The organism is Nitrospirota bacterium (assembly GCA_016178585.1).
GTDB lineage: Bacteria > Nitrospirota > Nitrospiria > JACQBW01 > JACQBW01 > JACOTA01.
In genome coordinates, this window is record JACOTA010000043.1 from 33877 (window position 1) to 51195 (window position 17319).

The 17319-nt window shown below is 43.1% G+C and carries 25 protein-coding genes and 1 tRNA gene; 7 read left to right on the forward strand and 19 right to left on the reverse strand.

Going from position 1 to position 17319, the window contains the following annotated elements:
• Positions 1-11: 11 nt before the first annotated feature.
• From HYR79_07900 to HYR79_07915, 4 genes are all read right to left on the reverse strand, one after another.
• Positions 12-932: an aspartate carbamoyltransferase catalytic subunit gene (locus tag HYR79_07900; GenBank protein ID MBI1821617.1), complete on the reverse strand. Its 921-nt coding sequence runs from the start codon at positions 930-932 to the stop codon at positions 12-14.
• Positions 933-950: 18 nt separating this feature from the next.
• Complete coding sequence (gene pyrR / locus HYR79_07905) at positions 951-1502, reverse strand: bifunctional pyr operon transcriptional regulator/uracil phosphoribosyltransferase PyrR (protein MBI1821618.1); 552 nt, start codon at positions 1500-1502, stop codon at positions 951-953.
• A gap of 407 nt (positions 1503-1909) precedes the next feature.
• Positions 1910-2530 (reverse strand): NifU family protein, encoded by a 621-nt coding sequence (locus HYR79_07910; protein MBI1821619.1) that lies wholly within the window; start codon positions 2528-2530, stop codon positions 1910-1912.
• A gap of 11 nt (positions 2531-2541) precedes the next feature.
• A complete protein-coding gene (locus HYR79_07915) occupies positions 2542-2748 on the reverse strand; it encodes a hypothetical protein (protein MBI1821620.1) in 207 nt (68 codons plus the stop codon).
• Positions 2749-3110: 362 nt separating this feature from the next.
• On the opposite strand from HYR79_07915, the gene HYR79_07920 reads away from it, so the two are divergent.
• Together HYR79_07920 and HYR79_07925 are read left to right on the forward strand one after the other, a co-directional pair.
• Positions 3111-3183, forward strand: a tRNA-Lys gene (locus HYR79_07920).
• A 42-nt stretch (positions 3184-3225) separates the two neighbouring features.
• On the forward strand, positions 3226-4020 hold the full coding sequence (locus tag HYR79_07925) for a PhzF family phenazine biosynthesis protein (protein MBI1821621.1): 795 nt from the start codon (positions 3226-3228) through the stop codon (positions 4018-4020).
• 595 nt (positions 4021-4615) lie between these two features.
• Here HYR79_07925 and HYR79_07930 read toward each other — a convergent pair.
• From HYR79_07930 to HYR79_07975, 10 genes are all read right to left on the reverse strand, one after another.
• On the reverse strand, positions 4616-4828 hold the full coding sequence (locus HYR79_07930) for a helix-turn-helix domain-containing protein (GenBank protein MBI1821622.1): 213 nt from the start codon (positions 4826-4828) through the stop codon (positions 4616-4618).
• Positions 4829-4879: 51 nt separating this feature from the next.
• Entirely contained in the window at positions 4880-5173 is a 294-nt protein-coding gene (locus tag HYR79_07935; GenBank protein ID MBI1821623.1) for a cupin domain-containing protein, read from the reverse strand.
• 55 nt (positions 5174-5228) lie between these two features.
• On the reverse strand, positions 5229-5663 hold the full coding sequence (locus HYR79_07940; GenBank protein MBI1821624.1) for a hypothetical protein: 435 nt from the start codon (positions 5661-5663) through the stop codon (positions 5229-5231).
• A gap of 82 nt (positions 5664-5745) precedes the next feature.
• On the reverse strand, positions 5746-6315 hold the full coding sequence (locus tag HYR79_07945; GenBank protein ID MBI1821625.1) for a YqaJ viral recombinase family protein: 570 nt from the start codon (positions 6313-6315) through the stop codon (positions 5746-5748).
• 210 nt (positions 6316-6525) lie between these two features.
• Positions 6526-6924, reverse strand: coding sequence for a PIN domain nuclease (locus tag HYR79_07950; GenBank protein ID MBI1821626.1), 399 nt, complete (start codon positions 6922-6924; stop codon positions 6526-6528).
• Positions 6921-7121 (reverse strand): type II toxin-antitoxin system VapB family antitoxin, encoded by a 201-nt coding sequence (locus tag HYR79_07955; GenBank protein ID MBI1821627.1) that lies wholly within the window; start codon positions 7119-7121, stop codon positions 6921-6923. Before HYR79_07955 ends, HYR79_07950 begins: the two co-directional genes overlap by 4 nt.
• Before the next feature lie 169 nt (positions 7122-7290).
• A complete protein-coding gene (locus tag HYR79_07960; GenBank protein ID MBI1821628.1) occupies positions 7291-7680 on the reverse strand; it encodes a type II toxin-antitoxin system VapC family toxin in 390 nt (129 codons plus the stop codon).
• On the reverse strand, positions 7677-7928 hold the full coding sequence (locus HYR79_07965) for an AbrB/MazE/SpoVT family DNA-binding domain-containing protein (GenBank protein MBI1821629.1): 252 nt from the start codon (positions 7926-7928) through the stop codon (positions 7677-7679). The genes HYR79_07960 and HYR79_07965 overlap by 4 nt, the downstream gene beginning before the upstream one ends.
• A gap of 359 nt (positions 7929-8287) precedes the next feature.
• Positions 8288-8611: an antibiotic biosynthesis monooxygenase gene (locus HYR79_07970; GenBank protein ID MBI1821630.1), complete on the reverse strand. Its 324-nt coding sequence runs from the start codon at positions 8609-8611 to the stop codon at positions 8288-8290.
• Positions 8608-9084 carry a MerR family DNA-binding protein gene (locus tag HYR79_07975; GenBank protein ID MBI1821631.1) on the reverse strand — a complete coding sequence of 159 codons (477 nt, stop codon included), beginning with the start codon at positions 9082-9084 and terminating at the stop codon, positions 8608-8610. Before HYR79_07975 ends, HYR79_07970 begins: the two co-directional genes overlap by 4 nt.
• Positions 9085-9628: 544 nt before the next feature.
• Here HYR79_07975 and HYR79_07980 point away from each other — a divergent pair.
• Positions 9629-9859 carry an antitoxin, RHH family protein gene (locus tag HYR79_07980; protein MBI1821632.1) on the forward strand — a complete coding sequence of 77 codons (231 nt, stop codon included), beginning with the start codon at positions 9629-9631 and terminating at the stop codon, positions 9857-9859.
• Positions 9856-10131, forward strand: a complete 276-nt coding sequence (locus HYR79_07985; protein MBI1821633.1) for a type II toxin-antitoxin system RelE/ParE family toxin — start codon at positions 9856-9858, stop codon at positions 10129-10131. Before HYR79_07980 ends, HYR79_07985 begins: the two co-directional genes overlap by 4 nt.
• Before the next feature lie 217 nt (positions 10132-10348).
• Here HYR79_07985 and HYR79_07990 read toward each other — a convergent pair whose 3' ends face one another.
• Both HYR79_07990 and HYR79_07995 read right to left on the reverse strand, forming a co-directional pair.
• Positions 10349-10648, reverse strand: a complete 300-nt coding sequence (locus tag HYR79_07990) for a UPF0175 family protein (protein MBI1821634.1) — start codon at positions 10646-10648, stop codon at positions 10349-10351.
• 1 nt (position 10649) lies between these two features.
• Complete coding sequence (locus HYR79_07995; GenBank protein ID MBI1821635.1) at positions 10650-11150, reverse strand: hypothetical protein; 501 nt, start codon at positions 11148-11150, stop codon at positions 10650-10652.
• Positions 11151-11726: 576 nt separating this feature from the next.
• Between HYR79_07995 and HYR79_08000 the strand changes: the two genes are divergently transcribed.
• From HYR79_08000 to HYR79_08010, 3 genes are all read left to right on the forward strand, one after another.
• On the forward strand, positions 11727-12353 hold the full coding sequence (locus HYR79_08000; protein MBI1821636.1) for a DUF488 domain-containing protein: 627 nt from the start codon (positions 11727-11729) through the stop codon (positions 12351-12353).
• 5 nt (positions 12354-12358) lie between these two features.
• On the forward strand, positions 12359-12805 hold the full coding sequence (locus HYR79_08005; GenBank protein MBI1821637.1) for a DUF488 domain-containing protein: 447 nt from the start codon (positions 12359-12361) through the stop codon (positions 12803-12805).
• 76 nt (positions 12806-12881) lie between these two features.
• Positions 12882-13589 carry a hypothetical protein gene (locus HYR79_08010; GenBank protein MBI1821638.1) on the forward strand — a complete coding sequence of 236 codons (708 nt, stop codon included), beginning with the start codon at positions 12882-12884 and terminating at the stop codon, positions 13587-13589.
• A 965-nt stretch (positions 13590-14554) separates the two neighbouring features.
• Here HYR79_08010 and HYR79_08015 read toward each other — a convergent pair.
• The 3 genes from HYR79_08015 to HYR79_08025 form a co-directional block, all read right to left on the reverse strand.
• Entirely contained in the window at positions 14555-14938 is a 384-nt protein-coding gene (locus tag HYR79_08015) for a hypothetical protein (protein MBI1821639.1), read from the reverse strand.
• A gap of 175 nt (positions 14939-15113) precedes the next feature.
• Positions 15114-15911: a hypothetical protein gene (locus tag HYR79_08020; GenBank protein ID MBI1821640.1), complete on the reverse strand. Its 798-nt coding sequence runs from the start codon at positions 15909-15911 to the stop codon at positions 15114-15116.
• A gap of 26 nt (positions 15912-15937) precedes the next feature.
• On the reverse strand, positions 15938-17319 hold a 1382-nt coding region (locus HYR79_08025; GenBank protein MBI1821641.1), incomplete at its 5' end, for a response regulator.

A 17319-nucleotide genomic window follows, 5' to 3' on the forward strand; every position in this document is an offset into this window, starting at 1 on the left:
TAAAATATCGCTTAAGCCGGGCCTGACAATAAAAACAACACCGCCATTCGAACGGCGATTCCGTTTGTCACCTGCTCTAAAATGACTGAGGAAACGCCATCGGCGATGTCCGGCATAATCTCCACGCCCCGGTTCACCGGCCCCGGATGCATCACCAGAACCCCGCTTTTAGCGAATTTTAACTTTTCCCTGTTTAAACCATAAAGTTCGCTATATTCGCGAATGGTTGGAAAAAGCCCTTTCCCCTGCCGTTCGAGCTGGAGCCTCAGCATTAAAACCACATCAACGTCTTCGATCCCTTGCTTTAAATCGTAATAAACGGTTACCCCGCTGGCTTCAATCTCTTTAGGAATCATGGTCGGAGGTCCGACAAGCCTTACCTCAGCCCCCATCTTGGTTAAACCGGCAATATCAGATCTTGCCACCCGGCTATGGGTAATATCCCCGACAATCGCGACCTTTACCCCTTCGAGTCTACCCAACTTTTCCCGGATCGTGTAGAGGTCCAGCAATCCCTGGGTGGGGTGTTCATGAGCCCCGTCCCCGGCGTTGATAATCGAGCTTTTAAGATGCTTTGCCAGAATATCAGGAGCTCCGGAACTGGGATGCCGTATCACGATCATATCGGCATTCATCGCTTCTAAATTTTTCGCGGTATCAAGAAGGCTCTCCCCTTTCACCGCGCTGCTGTTTGAATGGCTGATATTGATGACATCGGCGCTTAACCGTTTTGCGGCCAGTTCAAAGGAGGTGCGTGTACGCGTGCTCGGCTCGTAAAATAAATTAATCAGCGTTTTTCCCCGAAGGGTTGGGACCTTTTTAATATCCCGGGTGGCCACTTCTTTAAAAGAGACCGCCGTATCGAGAATTAATTCGATCTCTTCTTTTTGAAGGTCTTTGAGAGCAAGAAGGTCTTTTCTTTTAATAGACATTTACTTAAATGATGCTTTCTATTCCCGGCGGGAGTGCAAGATCACAACACGATCTTCCTCCCCCTCTTCTTCAAGTAATACTTTAACTTTTTCTTCCTTGCCTGTCGGAAGATTCTTTCCAACAAAATCTGCCCGAACCGGTAATTCCCGATGCCCGCGGTCAATCAGAACGGCAAGCTCGATGGCCTGCGGACGCCCGAGATCCATCAGGCTGTCCAGCGCCGCCCGAATCGTTCTTCCGGTAAACAACACGTCGTCGACCAGGATAACCCTCTTTTTTGTAATGTCATACGGAATCTCTGTCGTCTTCAAAACAGGATGTTCTTTTTTTGTCATTAAATCATCCCGGTAAAGGGTGATATCCAAAACCCCGATTGGGAGTTCAACCTTTTCCACTTCAAAGATCTTTTTTCGCAAACGGTTGGCCAAATGGATCCCCCCTGTGCGAATTCCCACAAGAATCAGATCAGACGTTCCTTTATTCTTCTCAATGATTTCGTGGGCAATACGGCTAAGAGACCTTGCCATGCCGATCTTATCCAGAATCAGTTTTTCGTGAAGTTTACTCATAGGGCAAAAAAAAGCCTTCTTTCTGTTAAAAAAGAAGGCTTTTCGTAAGTCGATGACTGTTTAAATTTTGGGTGGAGAAAAAAGAATCAGGCGGCACGTCTAAATCCTTTCTAGTCTCACAGGACTAGGTTTAAAGGTTCGTTTGATTCTACAAAACATTCCCGCCAAAGTCAAGAAATCTTAAGGTATATTGTCGACAATTGAATAAACGGTGGCCAAGGCCATGGCAGGGGGGGTGGAGGAGTGGGTCGTGCGATAGAACCACGCGCGTCAGGAGGCAAACCACCTGCCTGAAACGTGTTTCATGAACGTTTTAGGCCAAAGTAAGAAGGATATACGAGGCAATAACGGTCGACGCTTTGACCCGCGAGGGAGTCACCCTGCCTTGGCCTTATATTAGCGACGTCTTAGGATTTAAACGTGGGAATACTCCCCTTTTCATTGTTGAAAAATGGATTGGTGCCGGCAGAATGATCGGTGATGTCGATTAAATCGGTAATTTGCGGAAATTTTTCAGTGAGAATCTTCATGACCCCATGTTTTAAGGTTTTGGCGGCCATCCCGCACCCCTGGCATCCTCCGGACATTTCAACATAAACCATGTTGTCTTTAAGGTTGACCAGACTGATATGTCCGCCATGTTCCCCTACCCCCGGATTAATCACCTCATCCAGAATTCGGGCAACTTCACGGGCCATTTCACTGTCCCAGGCAGGATTGGGATTATCAATCACCCAGGCCTGGGTAAAACCGGCATGAACATAATCAATGACAGAACCTTTAATCAGATCTTCGGACTGCCAATCGATAAAAAACCGATAATCACCGCAGGGTAAATTAAAATCACGTGGGTCTGCTTTTCCTTTTTCAACATAATCAAACTTATAAACAAAATCCCCTCCGCGCCGGCTTACGGTCATTTGGATCCCTTCGTAATTCCCCCCTTGAAGGGCTTCACGAACTTTTTCAACAGCCCCATCGGTCAATGTCGCGATGAGAGGCTTTTCCGCTGGTTTTTCACGATTCATATTTTCATCTTTTAATTATTGGGGGGTAACGAAATATCAAAGCCGGTGGCCTGTAAAACCGCCGGTTGGAGTTTTAACCATATCTCAAGTTCGTATTCCGCCTCTTCCGGATGGTTCCGGTCATTGGCGTCTTTTACTTTATCGGCCAGCATGGTGTAAATAAACAAAATATCTTTCGGCGTTAAATAACCGTCTGCGGCCTCAACCAGTTTCCACATTGTCATTCTCCGACTTCGGTGCATTCATTAAACATAGGAACACTTCCCTATTTTAGCGGAGCGCCCCCCGTACGTATACAAAAAAATGACCTCGCCCACGCCCAGTTATTCCATTTTAGACGGAAAAAGAGCGAGGAAAGGCTAATACTGCCGGATTCCGCGGTTCATGAGCGGAAACGGCCACGGAAACAACGCTGGATAGAAATTCTCCGATAGTCCGACTTTGGATCGACGACAGAATCCCTTTCCTTGCTCCGCTGCATAAAAACTGGCGGTGAACAATAGAAAATGATCCCTTGACTCTTTATCAGCAAACATGATAAAAAACCTCTCTCCTCAAGAGAAACCGATCATGTATTTTCGGGCTGTTAGCTCAGTTGGTAGAGCAGCTGACTCTTAATCAGCGGGTCCGCGGTTCGATCCCGCGACAGCCCATCGATTAAATGAATAGAGGTATCGTTAACTTCGACAACCGAGATGAAACTTCCCCTCTATCAGATTGATGCATTTACCAACCGCCTCTTCGGCGGGAACCCTGCCGCTGTCGTTGTGCTCAAATCATGGCTCCCCGTTAAAATCATGCTGGCGATAGCCGCCGAGAACAACCTGGCAGAGACCGCCTTTGTGATTCCCCTCCCCGATACCTGCCCCATCCGGTGGTTTACACCGACTGTTGAGGTCGATCTATGCGGTCATGCCACCCTTGCCGCCGCTCATGTTCTGCTTACCGACTATTTTCCCTCAAAGCTCCGGATAATCTTTTCGTCTCCCGGCGGAGAATTAAGCGTAAACCGCGACGGGAAACTCCTGAGTATGGACTTTCCGTCCCGCCCCGGAAAACAGATCGAAGTCTCTCCGGCATTGATCGAAGCTCTCGGAGCAAAACCTCGTGAGGCGTTTCTGGCGCGAGACATCCTCGCCATATTTGAATCCGAGAAGGAAGTCCGCTCAATCCGCCCAAAGTTCGACAAAGTCGCGGTGCTTGATGCATTTGGGGTCATCGTTTCGGCACCGGGTGATTCCGTAGACTTCGTTTCCCGTTTTTTCGGTCCGCGAGCCGGTGTTCCGGAAGACCCGGTAACCGGTTCAGCTCACTGTACCCTTATTCCCTACTGGTCCAACCGTTTAGGGAAGCAGAAGCTCCTCGCCAGGCAGGTATCAACGCGCGGAGGTGAGCTGGTCTGTGAGATGCAGGGCGATCGGGTGATGATTTCGGGTAAAACGGTTGAATATCTTCGCGGGGAGATTTCGGTAGAAGGCGATCCCGGTTAATCCAGGCTCCATCTAAAAAAAAGTCTTATCACAAAGTCAAATATCAAGACGCGACTCCGCTTACACCATTCCTGGTCAAAGTAAGTTTCAACTTTTCAAAATATGCGGTCCAGACTTTGACGAAAAAGATCCTGTGCTGTGGTGGCGTCGACAGGGAAACAAACCTCTCCAACTTTAATGTTTATACGGGGGAACTCATTTTGAATTTTATTTACAATTCTTCTGGCTGTTGAGTTTGGGTTATCTGCAAAACCTAACAGTACCGCAAGCTTATTGTATTGAATGGCGCCTATTGTGTCGCAATCTCGAATCACACATTTAATCAGCCTCGGAATTTCGGTTAAAGAAGGAGACTGTGAATCCAGATGATCTAACTTTATCATCAAAAGTGAGAAAAAATATTGATATCTCTGAGCACGTTTACACTCATGCTCCAAAAGATATTTAAACTGCTCCTCTGGAAGAACATTAAATCGTTGATCGGGCATAGCATTAGTCACAGGCTCGTCGTCTAAATCATCACATCGCGAAATTGTTTTTATGGCTTCGGGAGTCGAACGCTTTGTGTGAATATAGGATAGCAGACGCTAACCTGTCAATGTCTTTTTAAACCACGTGACTGATGGGATTTTGAGACGACGTAAGCTTCGATGGACGAAACTTCGATCACCCAAATTTCTTGGGGAATTTTAACAATTTTCTTCCGAGCCTTCAGGCGTCCTTTTTGAATCGCCTTGAGAACAGACTCAGGAGTGATTCCGAGCTTTTTCGCAGCCTCTCGAATGGTGTAGGTTTTCTTGACGGCCATACCATAAAGATAGCAGAGGGCGGGATTTTGTAAAGTTGGGGGAAAGGGCAGTTACTTCAGTTTATAGGCATAAAGCCATCGGGATTTTTCTTTTCCTATGTTCCGGACGGTATGATAAGTATTGGCAGGGATGAATATCTCTTCACCTATTTGGAGGAAACAAGCAGATCCTTCCATTTCAATTTCCACCTCCCCATCGATGACCATCACCAGTTCATCGACGTTATGAATAAAGTCTTTCCAGACCTGGCCCGGAGGATCCATCCAGAGGCCTCCTTGAAATCCACGGGACCTCCATTCTTTTTCTATCTTTTGAATATCAACGGATTGGTTTTTCAAAGGCATGGCCTATGATCAAAGAAATTTGCAATATGGGAGGCAGTCCCTGTGTCTATTTCTATCATTCTTCCATGTAGAGTTTAATGAGCTTTTGCCATTCCGGAAGAGAATGACATTCCTGTCCCGAAAAATGACAAAAGAATAAGGTCTTTTTTCCACTCTTTCGATCCAGTTGCATAAAGAAGGATCCGACTTTTGCATTCTCTTCAACATCAAAAAAATCATAGGAAAGGGTCTCGATTACCGGCAAATCCAGAAGATTAAGATCGGTGGATATCTGGATAATCATGAAACAGGTTTTTAAACTTTTGTTGTAATGACTGATATAACTTAATTTATAATGATCCAGCTTCATTCTTCTGGTTTCTCTACCGAATATTTCTTGAGCGTCATTTTCACACAACTGCTTCAGCTTATATTCTTCATCAAGAGAAGCCGCCCATCCTTCGCCGGAGAAAAGGGAGAGGGCAAGCAGGACAAAAAACAATTTTTTCATGAAAGCTCCGCGATATTTAAAAAAATTCATTATCTGATAAGCTGAAAAACAGGTTGTTTAAAACCTGGTTTCAATTATCCCGTTATTTTCTATTCTGTAGTATCTGCTCCCAGAACAATCGCTCGGTCTCAATGAGATTTTCAATATAACGATCGTCTCGTGCTATGCGGAGATGAACTTCCGGCCGCTCTGGCAGATAACAGTAGAAATCGATGTTTTGAAGATTGGTAATAGCTAGAATGTGTTGCAATTGACCATAATAATAATCAGGGACGGCCCGAGAGGCTGACGCCTTGCGATAAACACTCTCTCCGCATTTGATTTCAACGACAGAGCTTCCGTTCATTGCCAATCCGTCTACACTGGCGCGCAACCATTCATATTTTACGCTTTGCAGGCAAGCCGGAACAACACGGATACCCGCTGTGGCTTCATACCGTTTTCTTGCCTCCGGCTCAAGCGCGGTGCCTCTCGCCATTGCGGCGTTTGAAACGGTTGTTTTCCCGCCACATTTCTCTTTCAACAAATCTGCCGGGGTCTTCCAGGGGTTCTCCCCCATGATCGTCGGGGCATCCGATGCCCCTATTCCTTGACTGCGCCACTCAAGCCACTCCCTCTCTCCTTGTTGGAGATTTACGATGATGTAAAACATTTTTCTCCTCGGTTTAACATCCTGAACAGCAGGCAAAAGCAAACCGGCGCTTTTGGCCAGTTATTGGGTCACCCTCATTTTTCTAAACTTAAAGGTGAGTCAAAACACGATTTGCCGCTTTTTATTATCAACAGAGTCATCAACACAACAGCAACAGGCTTTTATAAATATACATTCATTGTCAAACTGTCAAAGCCCGTCCTTTTTATCTTACACCCTCATCACTTGAAGTCCTGTACAAGCTTTAATATTGTCGAAATCGCTGTCTTTGTGAAAAAGGGTCAGTCTGTTCTCCATACAGATCGCGGCAATAATGCAGTCAACCGTTTTTCTGATAGTTTTCCCTTTTTTCCTGCAATCGCGATAAATTTGTGCGGCCTGAAGGTAGGTCTCAATCGACTTTGGTTTGTAGATTGGAAAATCCAAAAGAAAGCCCTTCATCGTTTGAAAATCTTTGTCTTCCTTAATACCTTGTAGAATTTCTGTGAAAATGATCTCGACAATCGCGATATCCTCTTCATCATTAATGAGACTGTGAAGTTTCCTTTGTTCTGCGGAGTTTTCTCCCCTCAAAAAATCAATCCAGATGCTGGTATCAACAACGATCATCCCCTTCCCTTCCGCATTTCACTGAGGCTTCCTATCCATTCTATCTTGCCTTCCAGGGAAAGAAGTTTCTTTCTTTTTAGTTTTTTAACAAGTTCCCTGAGAGCATAATTAACAAGCTCTTTTTTGGTATTGAAGTGAGTGAGTTTCATCGCTTCATTTACCACTTTCTCGTCGAGTTCGATGTTTGTTCTCAGCATATGTTGCTTCTCCTTCGTAACAACAAACGCGTTTAAGTATACACTAACCATAGCTTGTTTATGTGTATAAAGCAAGGTTCTTTAAAGACCGTGTTTCGGGGACAGCAGGACCCCTTCATAGTCATAGATGAATCAAGACCAGCCTGATTCCTTTATTTATCCACCTACCTTAAACAACGCTTACCCGGGTTCTATTAATTTTTTTGGATTTTTTTGCGAACTCTTTATCAAATGTTACTAATTGGCTTGCGTTTCCGCTTGAGGCTAAATGCAACGCATCCGCAAAATCTAGTCCCGTTTCATACCATTCAAGCGCCTGAACAACGCGAAGTTCATCCTCGGCTTCCACGTTCATTAACCCAAGGATGTTTCTAAACGCTTTTAGAATAACTTTCTTTTCCAACAAATACGCGCGGCGTAAAATCCATTCCATTTCTAAAAACACCGTCTTGGCAATAAACACCCGATCTTTTGCGAGTACGTTAGCCGCGCGCTTGGCCTGTCTTGGATCATCGTTCGTCACGATACGGATTAAAATATTCGTATCTACAGATATCATTTTTTTGCTCTGGCCTCCGCGGCAATCGCTTCTTCCATATCTTTTAAAGTCTTAACGGGCCCCTTAAATCCAACACACCCCATGACTTCCTTTAAGGTCGTTGTCTTAAACGGTTTAACCGGTCTTAATAAGACTCCGTCTTCTCGATCTTCGACAGCAAGCTTAACGCCTGGCTCCCAGTGATGAGCCACTCTCACTGACTTTGGCAAAATGACCTGACCTTTACTGGATAATTTAGTGGTTTTCATATCTTTCCCCTTCCAAGAAGTAAGACAATAGTAAGATGTATTATATCCGACCATAGATTCGCATTTCAACTTAATTTTCTTGCTGGACTCTTGCTCCGGCAAACTCATTCCCTTTGATCTTCCCATTGGGTGGTAAAGAAAATCGACCGGAAGCGGCCAGACGAGGAATGACCCGGCAATGCCTGATAAAAAACCGGGTCATCGATAAAGTAGATGAACTAACTGAAAAACAGGCTGTTTAAAAATTCCACACCGATCTCAACACAATGAGCCAAACCGGACCCCTTCATTTACATTCATTGTCAAACTGGTCAAAGCCTGACCCGGTTTTTTACGCCTCTTCAGTGCCAAATGGCGCATCATTTAGAACAATGCTTGCCGATACCGCCCTTGTAGGAATAGGCTTCCTCAAAGAAGCTTGCGCTTGAGAGCGTGTGCTGTTCAATCGGCAGATTCTGAAACTGAGTCTTAAATTCTGCGGTTTGATGCGCCCGCTCCCAAGCCTCTTTGCTTTCCCAGGTTCCGTACACGACATACTCCTGAGGATTCTTCAGCGACCGGTGAACCTTTACCTCAATGCATCCAGGTTGGCCGCTCATAAACTGTGCAAGCGCGCTATGAAGTGATTCAAACTCATGGACCTTGGACGGTTGGACATGAAAATTTACCAAAATGTACATCATTGCTTTCCTCCTTTTCGGTTTTTTCGCTTCAAAACCGCTGTTGATTGTGTGATGGGTACGTCATACAGTTCATCAAAGAGGGGCACAAAGTCGCCCGACGATGCCCGACGAAGTCGTCCTTTCCATCGCAAGAGCACTTGTCTCAGTTTGGTGCGCAGAGTCGACAGATCGTCAATCTGCCGATCCAAATCAGAAAGTTTCTGCTTGAGGAGATCTCGGACCGTGCGACATGGGGGACTTCCCTCGCGGTACATCCGAAAGATTTCGACCAGCTCGTGCAGCGTAAAACCTGCGCGCTTAGCCGGGGCCACCCACTTGAGATACTGGACTTCTCGCGCAGTCCAGAATCGATATCCGGCTGGAGAGCGTTCCGCCCTCGGCACGAGCCCGATTCGCTCATAGTGGCGGATGCTATCCGGCCCCACGCCTGCGATACGCGCAAGTTGGCTGACCGTTAATTTCTGAGACGACATATTTGGCCTCCTTCATAATAAGCATTCTAGACCTTGGAATCGTTTCCAAGGTCAAGTGATTTTAACAAAAAGACAAAAATAAAATTTAAAACCCGGACACAATCTGATGGATTAGGCACTGAGATAAGAACGCTGGCTTACTTTACTCACTTCTGAGGAGATTGTATAGAAGGTTGGTCCCAAAAGAAAAGCAATGCTATAGATGGTTAAAGCTTAATACAGGTAGGACCCCTCGTCATAATTCCAACCTACAAGGAATTGGACGACTGTTTAGATTTTCTAGAGGAACTTCTAAAAAAATACTTAAATATAATTCGATTTGATGGATATCTAACGATCTTTCCAACATGGCAATACGACTGGAAAGAAATCTTTCGAGACCATGGATTCCTAAATATTAGAGGGGATAAACAAACAACAAAAGATTGACCCCTTTTTATAATTTTGAAAAGATGCCGTTTCTTAACCGGACACTACTGAAAAAAGATCTTTCCATAAAATGACTCATATGTGTTACACTTAGAACAAATAGGAGGAAATAAAAATGCATGGGAAAAACCCGAGAATCAATGTCGTTCTTGAACGACCCCTTTACCAAGTCATTCAAAAAAAGGCCAAAAGGGATGGATTATCCATGTCGCTGGTTGTCCGGGATATGGTCAAAGAAGCCATGGAGCTTCATGAAGATATTGGATTGGCCAAATTTTCCGAAGAAAGGGAAAAAACCTATTCAAAAAGCAAGTCTTTAACCCATAAAGAGATTTGGTCCAGTTGACCTTTGAATTAAGATATCATCCTGATGTCAAAAAGAATGATCTCCCCTTAATTAACAAAAAATTAAAAGAACGAATTAAAAAGGCTATTGAAGAGAGGCTTTTAGTTTCACCGGAACAATATGGAGAACCTTTAAGGAAAACACTCAAACGTTATTGGAAAATGCGGGTTGGAGATTATCGGGTGGTTTTCAAAATAACAGGGCAGGAGATTTTAATTTTAGGAATTTGTCATCGAAAAGAAGTTTATCAAATCGCTGAAGACAGAATATAAAAATCGGCAAACTAAAAAAATCTAAAACCCTTGCTACACTCCCTTTCTACACAATGAGAGCAAAACGGGACTTGTCCTCTTTTTTCATTGTCAAACTGTCAAAGCCTGACCCGGGTTTCGGGTTTCAGCTCTATCGCCTCCATAATATCTTTGGGGATTCTGATTGATTTTGTTTTCATACAAATGGCACTAATTGGGAAATCAACGGGCTACGATCTCACCAAACCTTTCTGATGGTTTTTAGACTTTTCAGATAATCTTCTTCTTCAAGATTGGCCTCAACGCCGTAATCTTTAAACAGATCCATCATCTTTGAGATGGAAACACCGGCTATTTTTGATGCCTTTTCGATAGAAGCCTCAGATTTTTTATATTTGTCTATGGCAAGTAACACCCTGCCAAGATCAACGAGTTCTCTGACTGTTTTCGAGACATCTTCTTTTTCTTCCTTAGCTAAAGAAGAAAGGAATTTAAAGTCGTCGTCATTTATTCGTATACTTAAAGTTTTGGTAGCCATTTTACGCCTCTCTACGAATTTGTTTTGTTGCACCTTCAATGATTTCCTTCTTAAATCTACCAAACAATTGCAGGTTTTGTAATTTAATCAATGCTTCTTCTTTTTCCAGGAGACCTTTTTCAAAGGCACGTATTAATATAGAAATCGATGTAACATAATCAATCTTTAAAATCTTACAGGCCCTAATTGCGTTCCTGTCATCGGTTGCAAGAACATTGTTTTTATCATTGACAGCAATGGCAATCGCTTCCGTTTCTCCAAGGTCGATATTAAAGTCTGCCATAAGCTTTATTAATTCTTTTTTGTTTTTTACTTTCTGCACTTTGATTTTTTTATCTTTGATTAAACTTAAGATTAAAGGAACTTCTTCCCGATCTTTGGCGCTAACCTCCATTTTTACCTGCTCAGGAATAACAACCAATCCCGGAAAATCTAAAACAAACAAATCCAGCAAATGAATTTTTGCCAGCAGAATGAGAGTAGAAGAATCAAATATGATCATATGTGTTAATTGTATGACAAATGTATGATGTTTGTCAACTAAAGGGCACCAATTTAGTTTGCCTCAACAGAGGGGTTCACCCCAGGACTTGTCCCCTCTACAAACAACAAAAGATGTAACCGTTTACTAAAGATTAAAGATTCGACCCTCTCCGTTCGCAAAGAAAGAAATAAAAGTAAAAAAAAATAATTTTTTCTAAAACGTAACCTCCGTAAATATCCCTTCAAACCAAACATCTTCCCTGAAAATATAAAAACTAATTACCAGCACAATTATGTAAGCTATTCAATAATAAAGACCTGACCCTCTAATTTTTTTCCTTGTTGAGATTAGGTAATTATTTTTACATTAGATTTTCGGTTTAAAGTAAATCTATTTTAAAAAACCTACCATGTTAAATGTATATTAAGGAGGGAAGTCTGTCAAACCGAGCCCGCTAATTTTGTAAATGAATATAATTTTAGATTTTTTTTAAGAAAGACAGTTTTATGGGCATTTATATAATAAATTTACCTCCCATTTGACCAAAATGAAACCCATTGAAAATCCTCTCTAAAACGGGCATACTTTTTAATTATGATTCATACTCTTTATACAATTGGGCACTCCACTCATTCACTTCAGGAATTTATTCAACTCCTGAAATTAAATAACATTTCGGCTGTTGGGGATGTCCGATCTACTCCCTATAGCCGGATTAATCCTCAATTTAACAGAGAGACTATTAAGGCAGAGCTAGAAAGGAACCAGATTGCCTATGTCTTTCTGGGCAATGAGCTTGGAGCCCGGAGTGATAATCCTTCTTGTTATGTCAATGGCAAAGTCCAATACAAATCACTTGAAAAACAACCCTTATTTTTAGAGGGTCTGGATCGTATTAGATTTGGTTTGCAGAAATATCGAATTGCATTAATGTGCGCAGAAAAGGATCCCCTCACTTGCCATCGGACGATTTTAATTTGTCGGAGTCTTCGAAAAGAAAATATTGAAATTAAACATATCTGGTCGGATGGAACAATAGAAAACCATCAAGACTCTGAAAAACGACTTCTGAAAAATCTAAATCTTGCCACTCCCGAGCTTTTTGCCACAATGGAAGACCTGATAAACAAAGCCTATGATCTCCAGAGTGAGAAAATTGCCTATACTACCGATTCAAATAAAACAGTCAATCAGCCCATAACCTATACCGAAAAGGTTTAAAAAGCTTGGACAAAATCAAGCTATTTACAATCGGATTTACAAAGAAAACAGCGGAACAATTTTTTAATTTGATTCAGAAGGCTGGAGTTAAACGGGTAATAGATATTCGCTTAAATAATAATTCTCAACTTGCAGGATTCTCGAAAAGAGATGATTTACGTTATTTTTTAAAGTTGATCTGCAATATTGAATACGTCCATATGCCAACTCTGGCACCTACACAGGACATGCTTGATGAGTATAAGAAGAGAAAAGGGGATTGGGCACTTTACGAAAAGAAGTTCTTGGAATTGATCTCGTCTCGAAAAATTGAGGATAGTCTTTCAAAAGATGTTTTGAAGAGCTCCTGTCTTTTATGTAGTGAAGATAAACCCCACCACTGTCATCGAAGGTTAGTCGCAGAATACCTCAATCAAAAATGGGGAAATTTCGAAATAAACCACCTTTCTTGAAAAAGTCAAAAAGTTTCTTTACCAAGCACGACCACAAAACTTATTTATAAAATATTGGTGAACTAGAGAAATAAAAATGATTTTTATAGTTACCGACTTAACAAGATTTCAAAACGAAGATATCGTATGTGTCGCTGGGGTTGATATCAAAACAAAAAAATGCGTGAGGCCACTTCCATATATTGAAATGGAGTATTGTAAGAAATTAAATATCCTTCCGGGAGCCAAAATAAAAGGCAAACTGATAAAAGCAAAGGAACTGAAAAAACCACACTTAGAGGATAAAAACTATTCTGAACTTGAATATGAAGGGCCTTGTTCTTCAGTCGAGTTTGAAGATGTTTTAAAAAATACAACTTATGATTCTATAAATGAAGGATTTGAGGGCAAAATTCCCGGGAGCAGTAAGGTTATCCCTCATAATGATCCACCGGGCCGCTCCATAATCTCGTTGAAGTTAAAACCAGGACAAATCACCATTATGCGCGACGGATTTAATCCGGAAAAGATAAAACTGCATATATTAGATAACGACGAGAAAGAGTATAAGTTTCTACCGATAACGGACCTTGGATTTTATAATTTGGCAATTTCAAAACAGACCCAGCCACTGTTAATTGAAAATTTAAACAACTTCATACAGAATCAAAACCGGATTTATCTAAGGATTGGGTTAAGTAGACGATATTGCTCTCCAGATGGAAGGAATGGATTTTGGATTCAAGTGAATGGCATTTACACTTTCCCGGATTTTTTAACTGAAGTCAGAACGCATTCAAAATAATCATCTCTTTTGAGAACTTCTATTCCCAATCCTCCAGCCATCTTATTGTATTTTGGCGGATGGCTCCGGTAGAAATGGAAAAGTGAGGTTTTTCCATTACAACCTCCGGGTTTGTGTTTCCCTCTGCTGTCGCTTCCACCCTTCATATGGAAAGGGAAACCCTGCACCCTGTTCGGATTGATCAGATCCCGCCCTCTGGCGCTCATAAAGCCACTAGGGCTTAAAGAGCGCGGGCCAGAAGTCGGGGCCTGTTTTTTCCAAAACTTTAGTTTTTATAAGGAACATCTGTAAAGGCGTTTTTCCTTCACACCCAACGCAATGAATTTGCTGATTTGTAAAACGATTTGTTAAACAATTCTCCGAAAAAAAGCTTTAAGTGACTGTTTTCAGATTTATATTTTGTTAAACAGATTTGTTTAACTGCTTTTCTTGTCGGCTGATAATTCTTTTAAACTAAAAGTTGTTAGATTGATGATCTTTTCTTCTGGTTTAGATCTATCGGGTTGACGTTTTTCTTCTCTCCACCGTTTTACCCTATTCTTCGATTCTGGGCATTTTCCACAATATTTATGGTTTTTATCTCTTGGAATGAAGAGAGTTGGGCACCCAGCGCATTTAATCTGTGCTTTATTATTTTTCAATGTGAAGTCAATGGATTCCGCTCGTTCCTTATCAATTCCGAGCAATTGCTGAAACTTGACCGCGTTTTTAACAACTTTATTTGAATAAATGTAAGAAACTAAGACTAAGGGGTCACATCTTTTGTTAATTAATACTTTTATATCGGTTATCGTTGATTATGATGTTCCGACTGCTTTGAATAGAATAGGCTCGCATAGAATATGTTGGTGTGTTTTTAACTGATAAAAAAAAAGAAAGGGGGATTTGATTAAAAACAAAGGCCGGGATTTATGTCTTCAGAATAAATCCCGGCTGGATAATTGAAGGCTGGAAAAACTTAAAAACTACTTCTTGGCATGGGTTTTGCGGTCATGCCTTAAATCCCGCCGGTCTGTGCGGCGATCATGCCTGTCCTGCCGTATATCTTTACGGTCTGAATGAAGTTCTTTTTTTTCCTGGTGAATTTCTGCCCGGACTTTGGCGACTCCGGCTTTATCCCCTTCCCGTTTTTCAGCGGCCAGTTCACGCCTGTCCTGTTGTAAATTCTGTTTGTCTTTGGCGATATCACGCCTGTCCTGCCGGACATTGGCATTGTCCAGTCTGATATCTTTACGGTCCTGCCGGATGTCTGGCGTTCCATCATTATCAGCCGCCATGGCGGGGCCTGCAAACGATAAAAGACCCAATACCGTGCCAAGGGTCAGTGTAAGGAGAGTTTTTTGAAACATAGGATAACTCCTTTAAATAGAGGGTTGTTAGTTGTTAAAACATGGAAAATGGGTCATTTTTTCCCATTTATTAAGTATACCGCTCGTAAGAAATCTGTCAAACTAGGGCAAGATCAGGGTGACCCCTTTACTTTACTCTTACTGATACTGATCTCATCCCAAGGTGTTTATCCCCTCACTTTTGAGCTTCGATCTCTTTTAATCCCTGCAAAAGGTCTGGATACCTGAATAGATATCCTAACTTCTTGATCGCTTTCTGATTTGAAAGTTGTTTCCCCTGGTTGATTTGTTCCGGTGAAGGGGTTTTTTGCACACTCCAGATTTCAGCCGCGGCGTCAATCAGGTCCGAGCATCGGCGGGGGAGGCCGTCGGAGGCAATATAAACTTCGCCCGGTTTCCCCCTTTCCAAAGCCCGAACGCAAATACCCGCCAGATCTTCGACATGGATTAAATTTAAAACCCGGTCTGAATAACCGATCCTACCCCGGCGGATCCACTCCAAGGGATTCCGGCCGGGTCCATAAATCCCTGCCGAACGGACAATGACGGCCCCGGGAGTTTCTCTTAAAAATTCTTCTCCCTGGACCCGTGGCAGGGCGGGATCAATAGCGCTTTTTTCGTCAATGATTTCCGGCGCTCTGGCTGGCTCTACCCGGTAGGCAGAGGTACTCCCCAGAACGACCATCCGGCCGGCTCTGATCTGAATTGTTTTTATAAATTCAATGACCTTATCAAGAGGAATGGGAGGGAAAGTCCAGATGAGATCGGCTCCGGCGGGGATATGCTCCCAGGTTTCCGGGAGGAGAAGGTCAAAAAAGACTCTCTGTTGGGGAGGAATCCCGGTTAGATGTTTCTCCGGATTCCGGCTTGAGATTAAAACAGACCGTTGAGTTGAAGCGGCCTGCCGAAAAATGACCCGGCCGGTATAGCCCCCCCCTAAAATGAGGAGTGTCTTATTTTTTTCTCTTTTCAAAGTGGTTGGCTCTATGAACGGATCGGTTAACCTGCCGCATCCTTTTTCTTCAAGACCTGATCAAGGGTTTTTCCCAGGTCCGCCAGCCGGTAGGGTTTAGAAAGAACGGAGCAGAAATGATATGATTTCCAGTTGGCCAGGACAGGTTCGCTGAAATACCCGCTGGAGGCGATAGCCCTGACGCCGGAATCCATTTTCAGCAGTTTTGGCAGGACTTCTTTTCCTCCCATTCCACCCGGGATTGTTAAGTCCATAATAACCGCGGCAAACGGTTTTTTGGATTCCATGGCATTTTGATAGATTGAAAGGACTTCTGTCCCATCACGGGCCAGGGCGACTTCATACCCGAGTTCCTTCAGCATATAAGCGGTCACCTCCAACACATCTTCTTCATCATCCAATAGCAAGATTCTCCCGGTTCCTCTTAAGAGGGGTTCTTTTTGAACCACTGTATCAGAACTGATTTTATCCAATGCCGGGAGGTAAAAAGAAAAGGTTGTTCCCTGGTTAAGCCGGGAGGTCACGATGATTTCTCCCCCATGTTTTTTAATAATGGAATAGGAGGTGGCCAGTCCAAGGCCGCTTCCGGTTGGTTTGGTGGTAAAATAAGGATCGAAAATTTTGGTCAGATTCTCCTCCGGGATTCCGACCCCCTGATCTTGAATAGATATCCTGACATATTTCCCCGGAAGGAGGTTGACCGGCGGGGAATCCTCTACTTCACCCGATGCCTGAACGGCATTGATGATCAGGTTGTTAATGACCTGATTGATCTGCCCTTCGTCGACCTCGACAACCCATAAATCAGGAGAGAGGTGAAAGTCACATTTAATACTTGTGCCGCGGGAGGCAAACCTGGCCGCCTCAATGAGGAGATTTTTAATGGAGGCTTCTTTCTTTGCAGGGGACCGTCCTTTGGAAAAATCGAGAAGCTGCTGGGTTAATTCCTGCGCCCGAAGAGAGGCTTTTTCCGCCGCGGCTAGACGGTGAAAGGCGGGGTTTCCCGAATCGGTCGACAAAAGGGCCAATGAAATATTTCCTAAAATGGCGGTGAGGAGATTATTAAAATCATTGGCAATCCCCCCGGCGAGAATGGTAATTGATTCCAGTTTTTCAACTTTAATGTGGTTTTCTGCTTCTCTTTTCCGTGATGTAATATCGCGCATAATGGCCTGAAATCTTCCATCAGCGATCCGTTTTGCATTGGTCTCCGTTTGAATGACCGACCCGTCCTTACATTTAATCCGCATTTCACACAAAACCGTTTCTCCCATTCGCTGGGCTTCAAAATATTTTGCCGCAATCGAGAGATCTTCATCCAGTATAAAATCCTTGATTTTCATTTTTAAAACGTCTTCATGCGTGCATTTCAAAAGGCTGAGGCCTGCCGAATTTACCTCGATAAAAG

What these genes read in the sequence shown, in the direction of transcription:
- HYR79_07970 (MBI1821630.1), bottom strand. Translation starts at nt 8,611, where the DNA reads ATGATGTACATTTTGGTAAATTTTCATGTCCAACCGTCCAAGGTCCAT.
- HYR79_07960 (MBI1821628.1), bottom strand. Translation starts at nt 7,680, where the DNA reads ATGATATCTGTAGATACGAATATTTTAATCCGTATCGTGACGAACGAT.
- pyrR (MBI1821618.1), bottom strand. Translation starts at nt 1,502, where the DNA reads ATGAGTAAACTTCACGAAAAACTGATTCTGGATAAGATCGGCATGGCA.
- HYR79_07900 (MBI1821617.1), bottom strand. Translation starts at nt 932, where the DNA reads ATGTCTATTAAAAGAAAAGACCTTCTTGCTCTCAAAGACCTTCAAAAA.
- HYR79_07975 (MBI1821631.1), bottom strand. Translation starts at nt 9,084, where the DNA reads ATGTCGTCTCAGAAATTAACGGTCAGCCAACTTGCGCGTATCGCAGGC.
- HYR79_07910 (MBI1821619.1), bottom strand. Translation starts at nt 2,530, where the DNA reads ATGAATCGTGAAAAACCAGCGGAAAAGCCTCTCATCGCGACATTGACC.
- HYR79_08000 (MBI1821636.1), top strand. Translation starts at nt 11,727, where the DNA reads ATGATTCATACTCTTTATACAATTGGGCACTCCACTCATTCACTTCAG.
- HYR79_07980 (MBI1821632.1), top strand. Translation starts at nt 9,629, where the DNA reads ATGCATGGGAAAAACCCGAGAATCAATGTCGTTCTTGAACGACCCCTT.
- HYR79_07995 (MBI1821635.1), bottom strand. Translation starts at nt 11,150, where the DNA reads ATGATCATATTTGATTCTTCTACTCTCATTCTGCTGGCAAAAATTCAT.
- HYR79_07990 (MBI1821634.1), bottom strand. Translation starts at nt 10,648, where the DNA reads ATGGCTACCAAAACTTTAAGTATACGAATAAATGACGACGACTTTAAA.
- HYR79_08015 (MBI1821639.1), bottom strand. Translation starts at nt 14,938, where the DNA reads ATGTTTCAAAAAACTCTCCTTACACTGACCCTTGGCACGGTATTGGGT.
- HYR79_07930 (MBI1821622.1), bottom strand. Translation starts at nt 4,828, where the DNA reads ATGGCCGTCAAGAAAACCTACACCATTCGAGAGGCTGCGAAAAAGCTC.
- HYR79_07940 (MBI1821624.1), bottom strand. Translation starts at nt 5,663, where the DNA reads ATGAAAAAATTGTTTTTTGTCCTGCTTGCCCTCTCCCTTTTCTCCGGC.
- HYR79_07965 (MBI1821629.1), bottom strand. Translation starts at nt 7,928, where the DNA reads ATGAAAACCACTAAATTATCCAGTAAAGGTCAGGTCATTTTGCCAAAG.
- HYR79_07950 (MBI1821626.1), bottom strand. Translation starts at nt 6,924, where the DNA reads ATGATCGTTGTTGATACCAGCATCTGGATTGATTTTTTGAGGGGAGAA.
- HYR79_07915 (MBI1821620.1), bottom strand. Translation starts at nt 2,748, where the DNA reads ATGTGGAAACTGGTTGAGGCCGCAGACGGTTATTTAACGCCGAAAGAT.
- HYR79_08010 (MBI1821638.1), top strand. Translation starts at nt 12,882, where the DNA reads ATGATTTTTATAGTTACCGACTTAACAAGATTTCAAAACGAAGATATC.
- HYR79_07945 (MBI1821625.1), bottom strand. Translation starts at nt 6,315, where the DNA reads ATGTTTTACATCATCGTAAATCTCCAACAAGGAGAGAGGGAGTGGCTT.
- HYR79_07925 (MBI1821621.1), top strand. Translation starts at nt 3,226, where the DNA reads ATGAAACTTCCCCTCTATCAGATTGATGCATTTACCAACCGCCTCTTC.
- HYR79_07935 (MBI1821623.1), bottom strand. Translation starts at nt 5,173, where the DNA reads ATGCCTTTGAAAAACCAATCCGTTGATATTCAAAAGATAGAAAAAGAA.
- HYR79_07955 (MBI1821627.1), bottom strand. Translation starts at nt 7,121, where the DNA reads ATGCTGAGAACAAACATCGAACTCGACGAGAAAGTGGTAAATGAAGCG.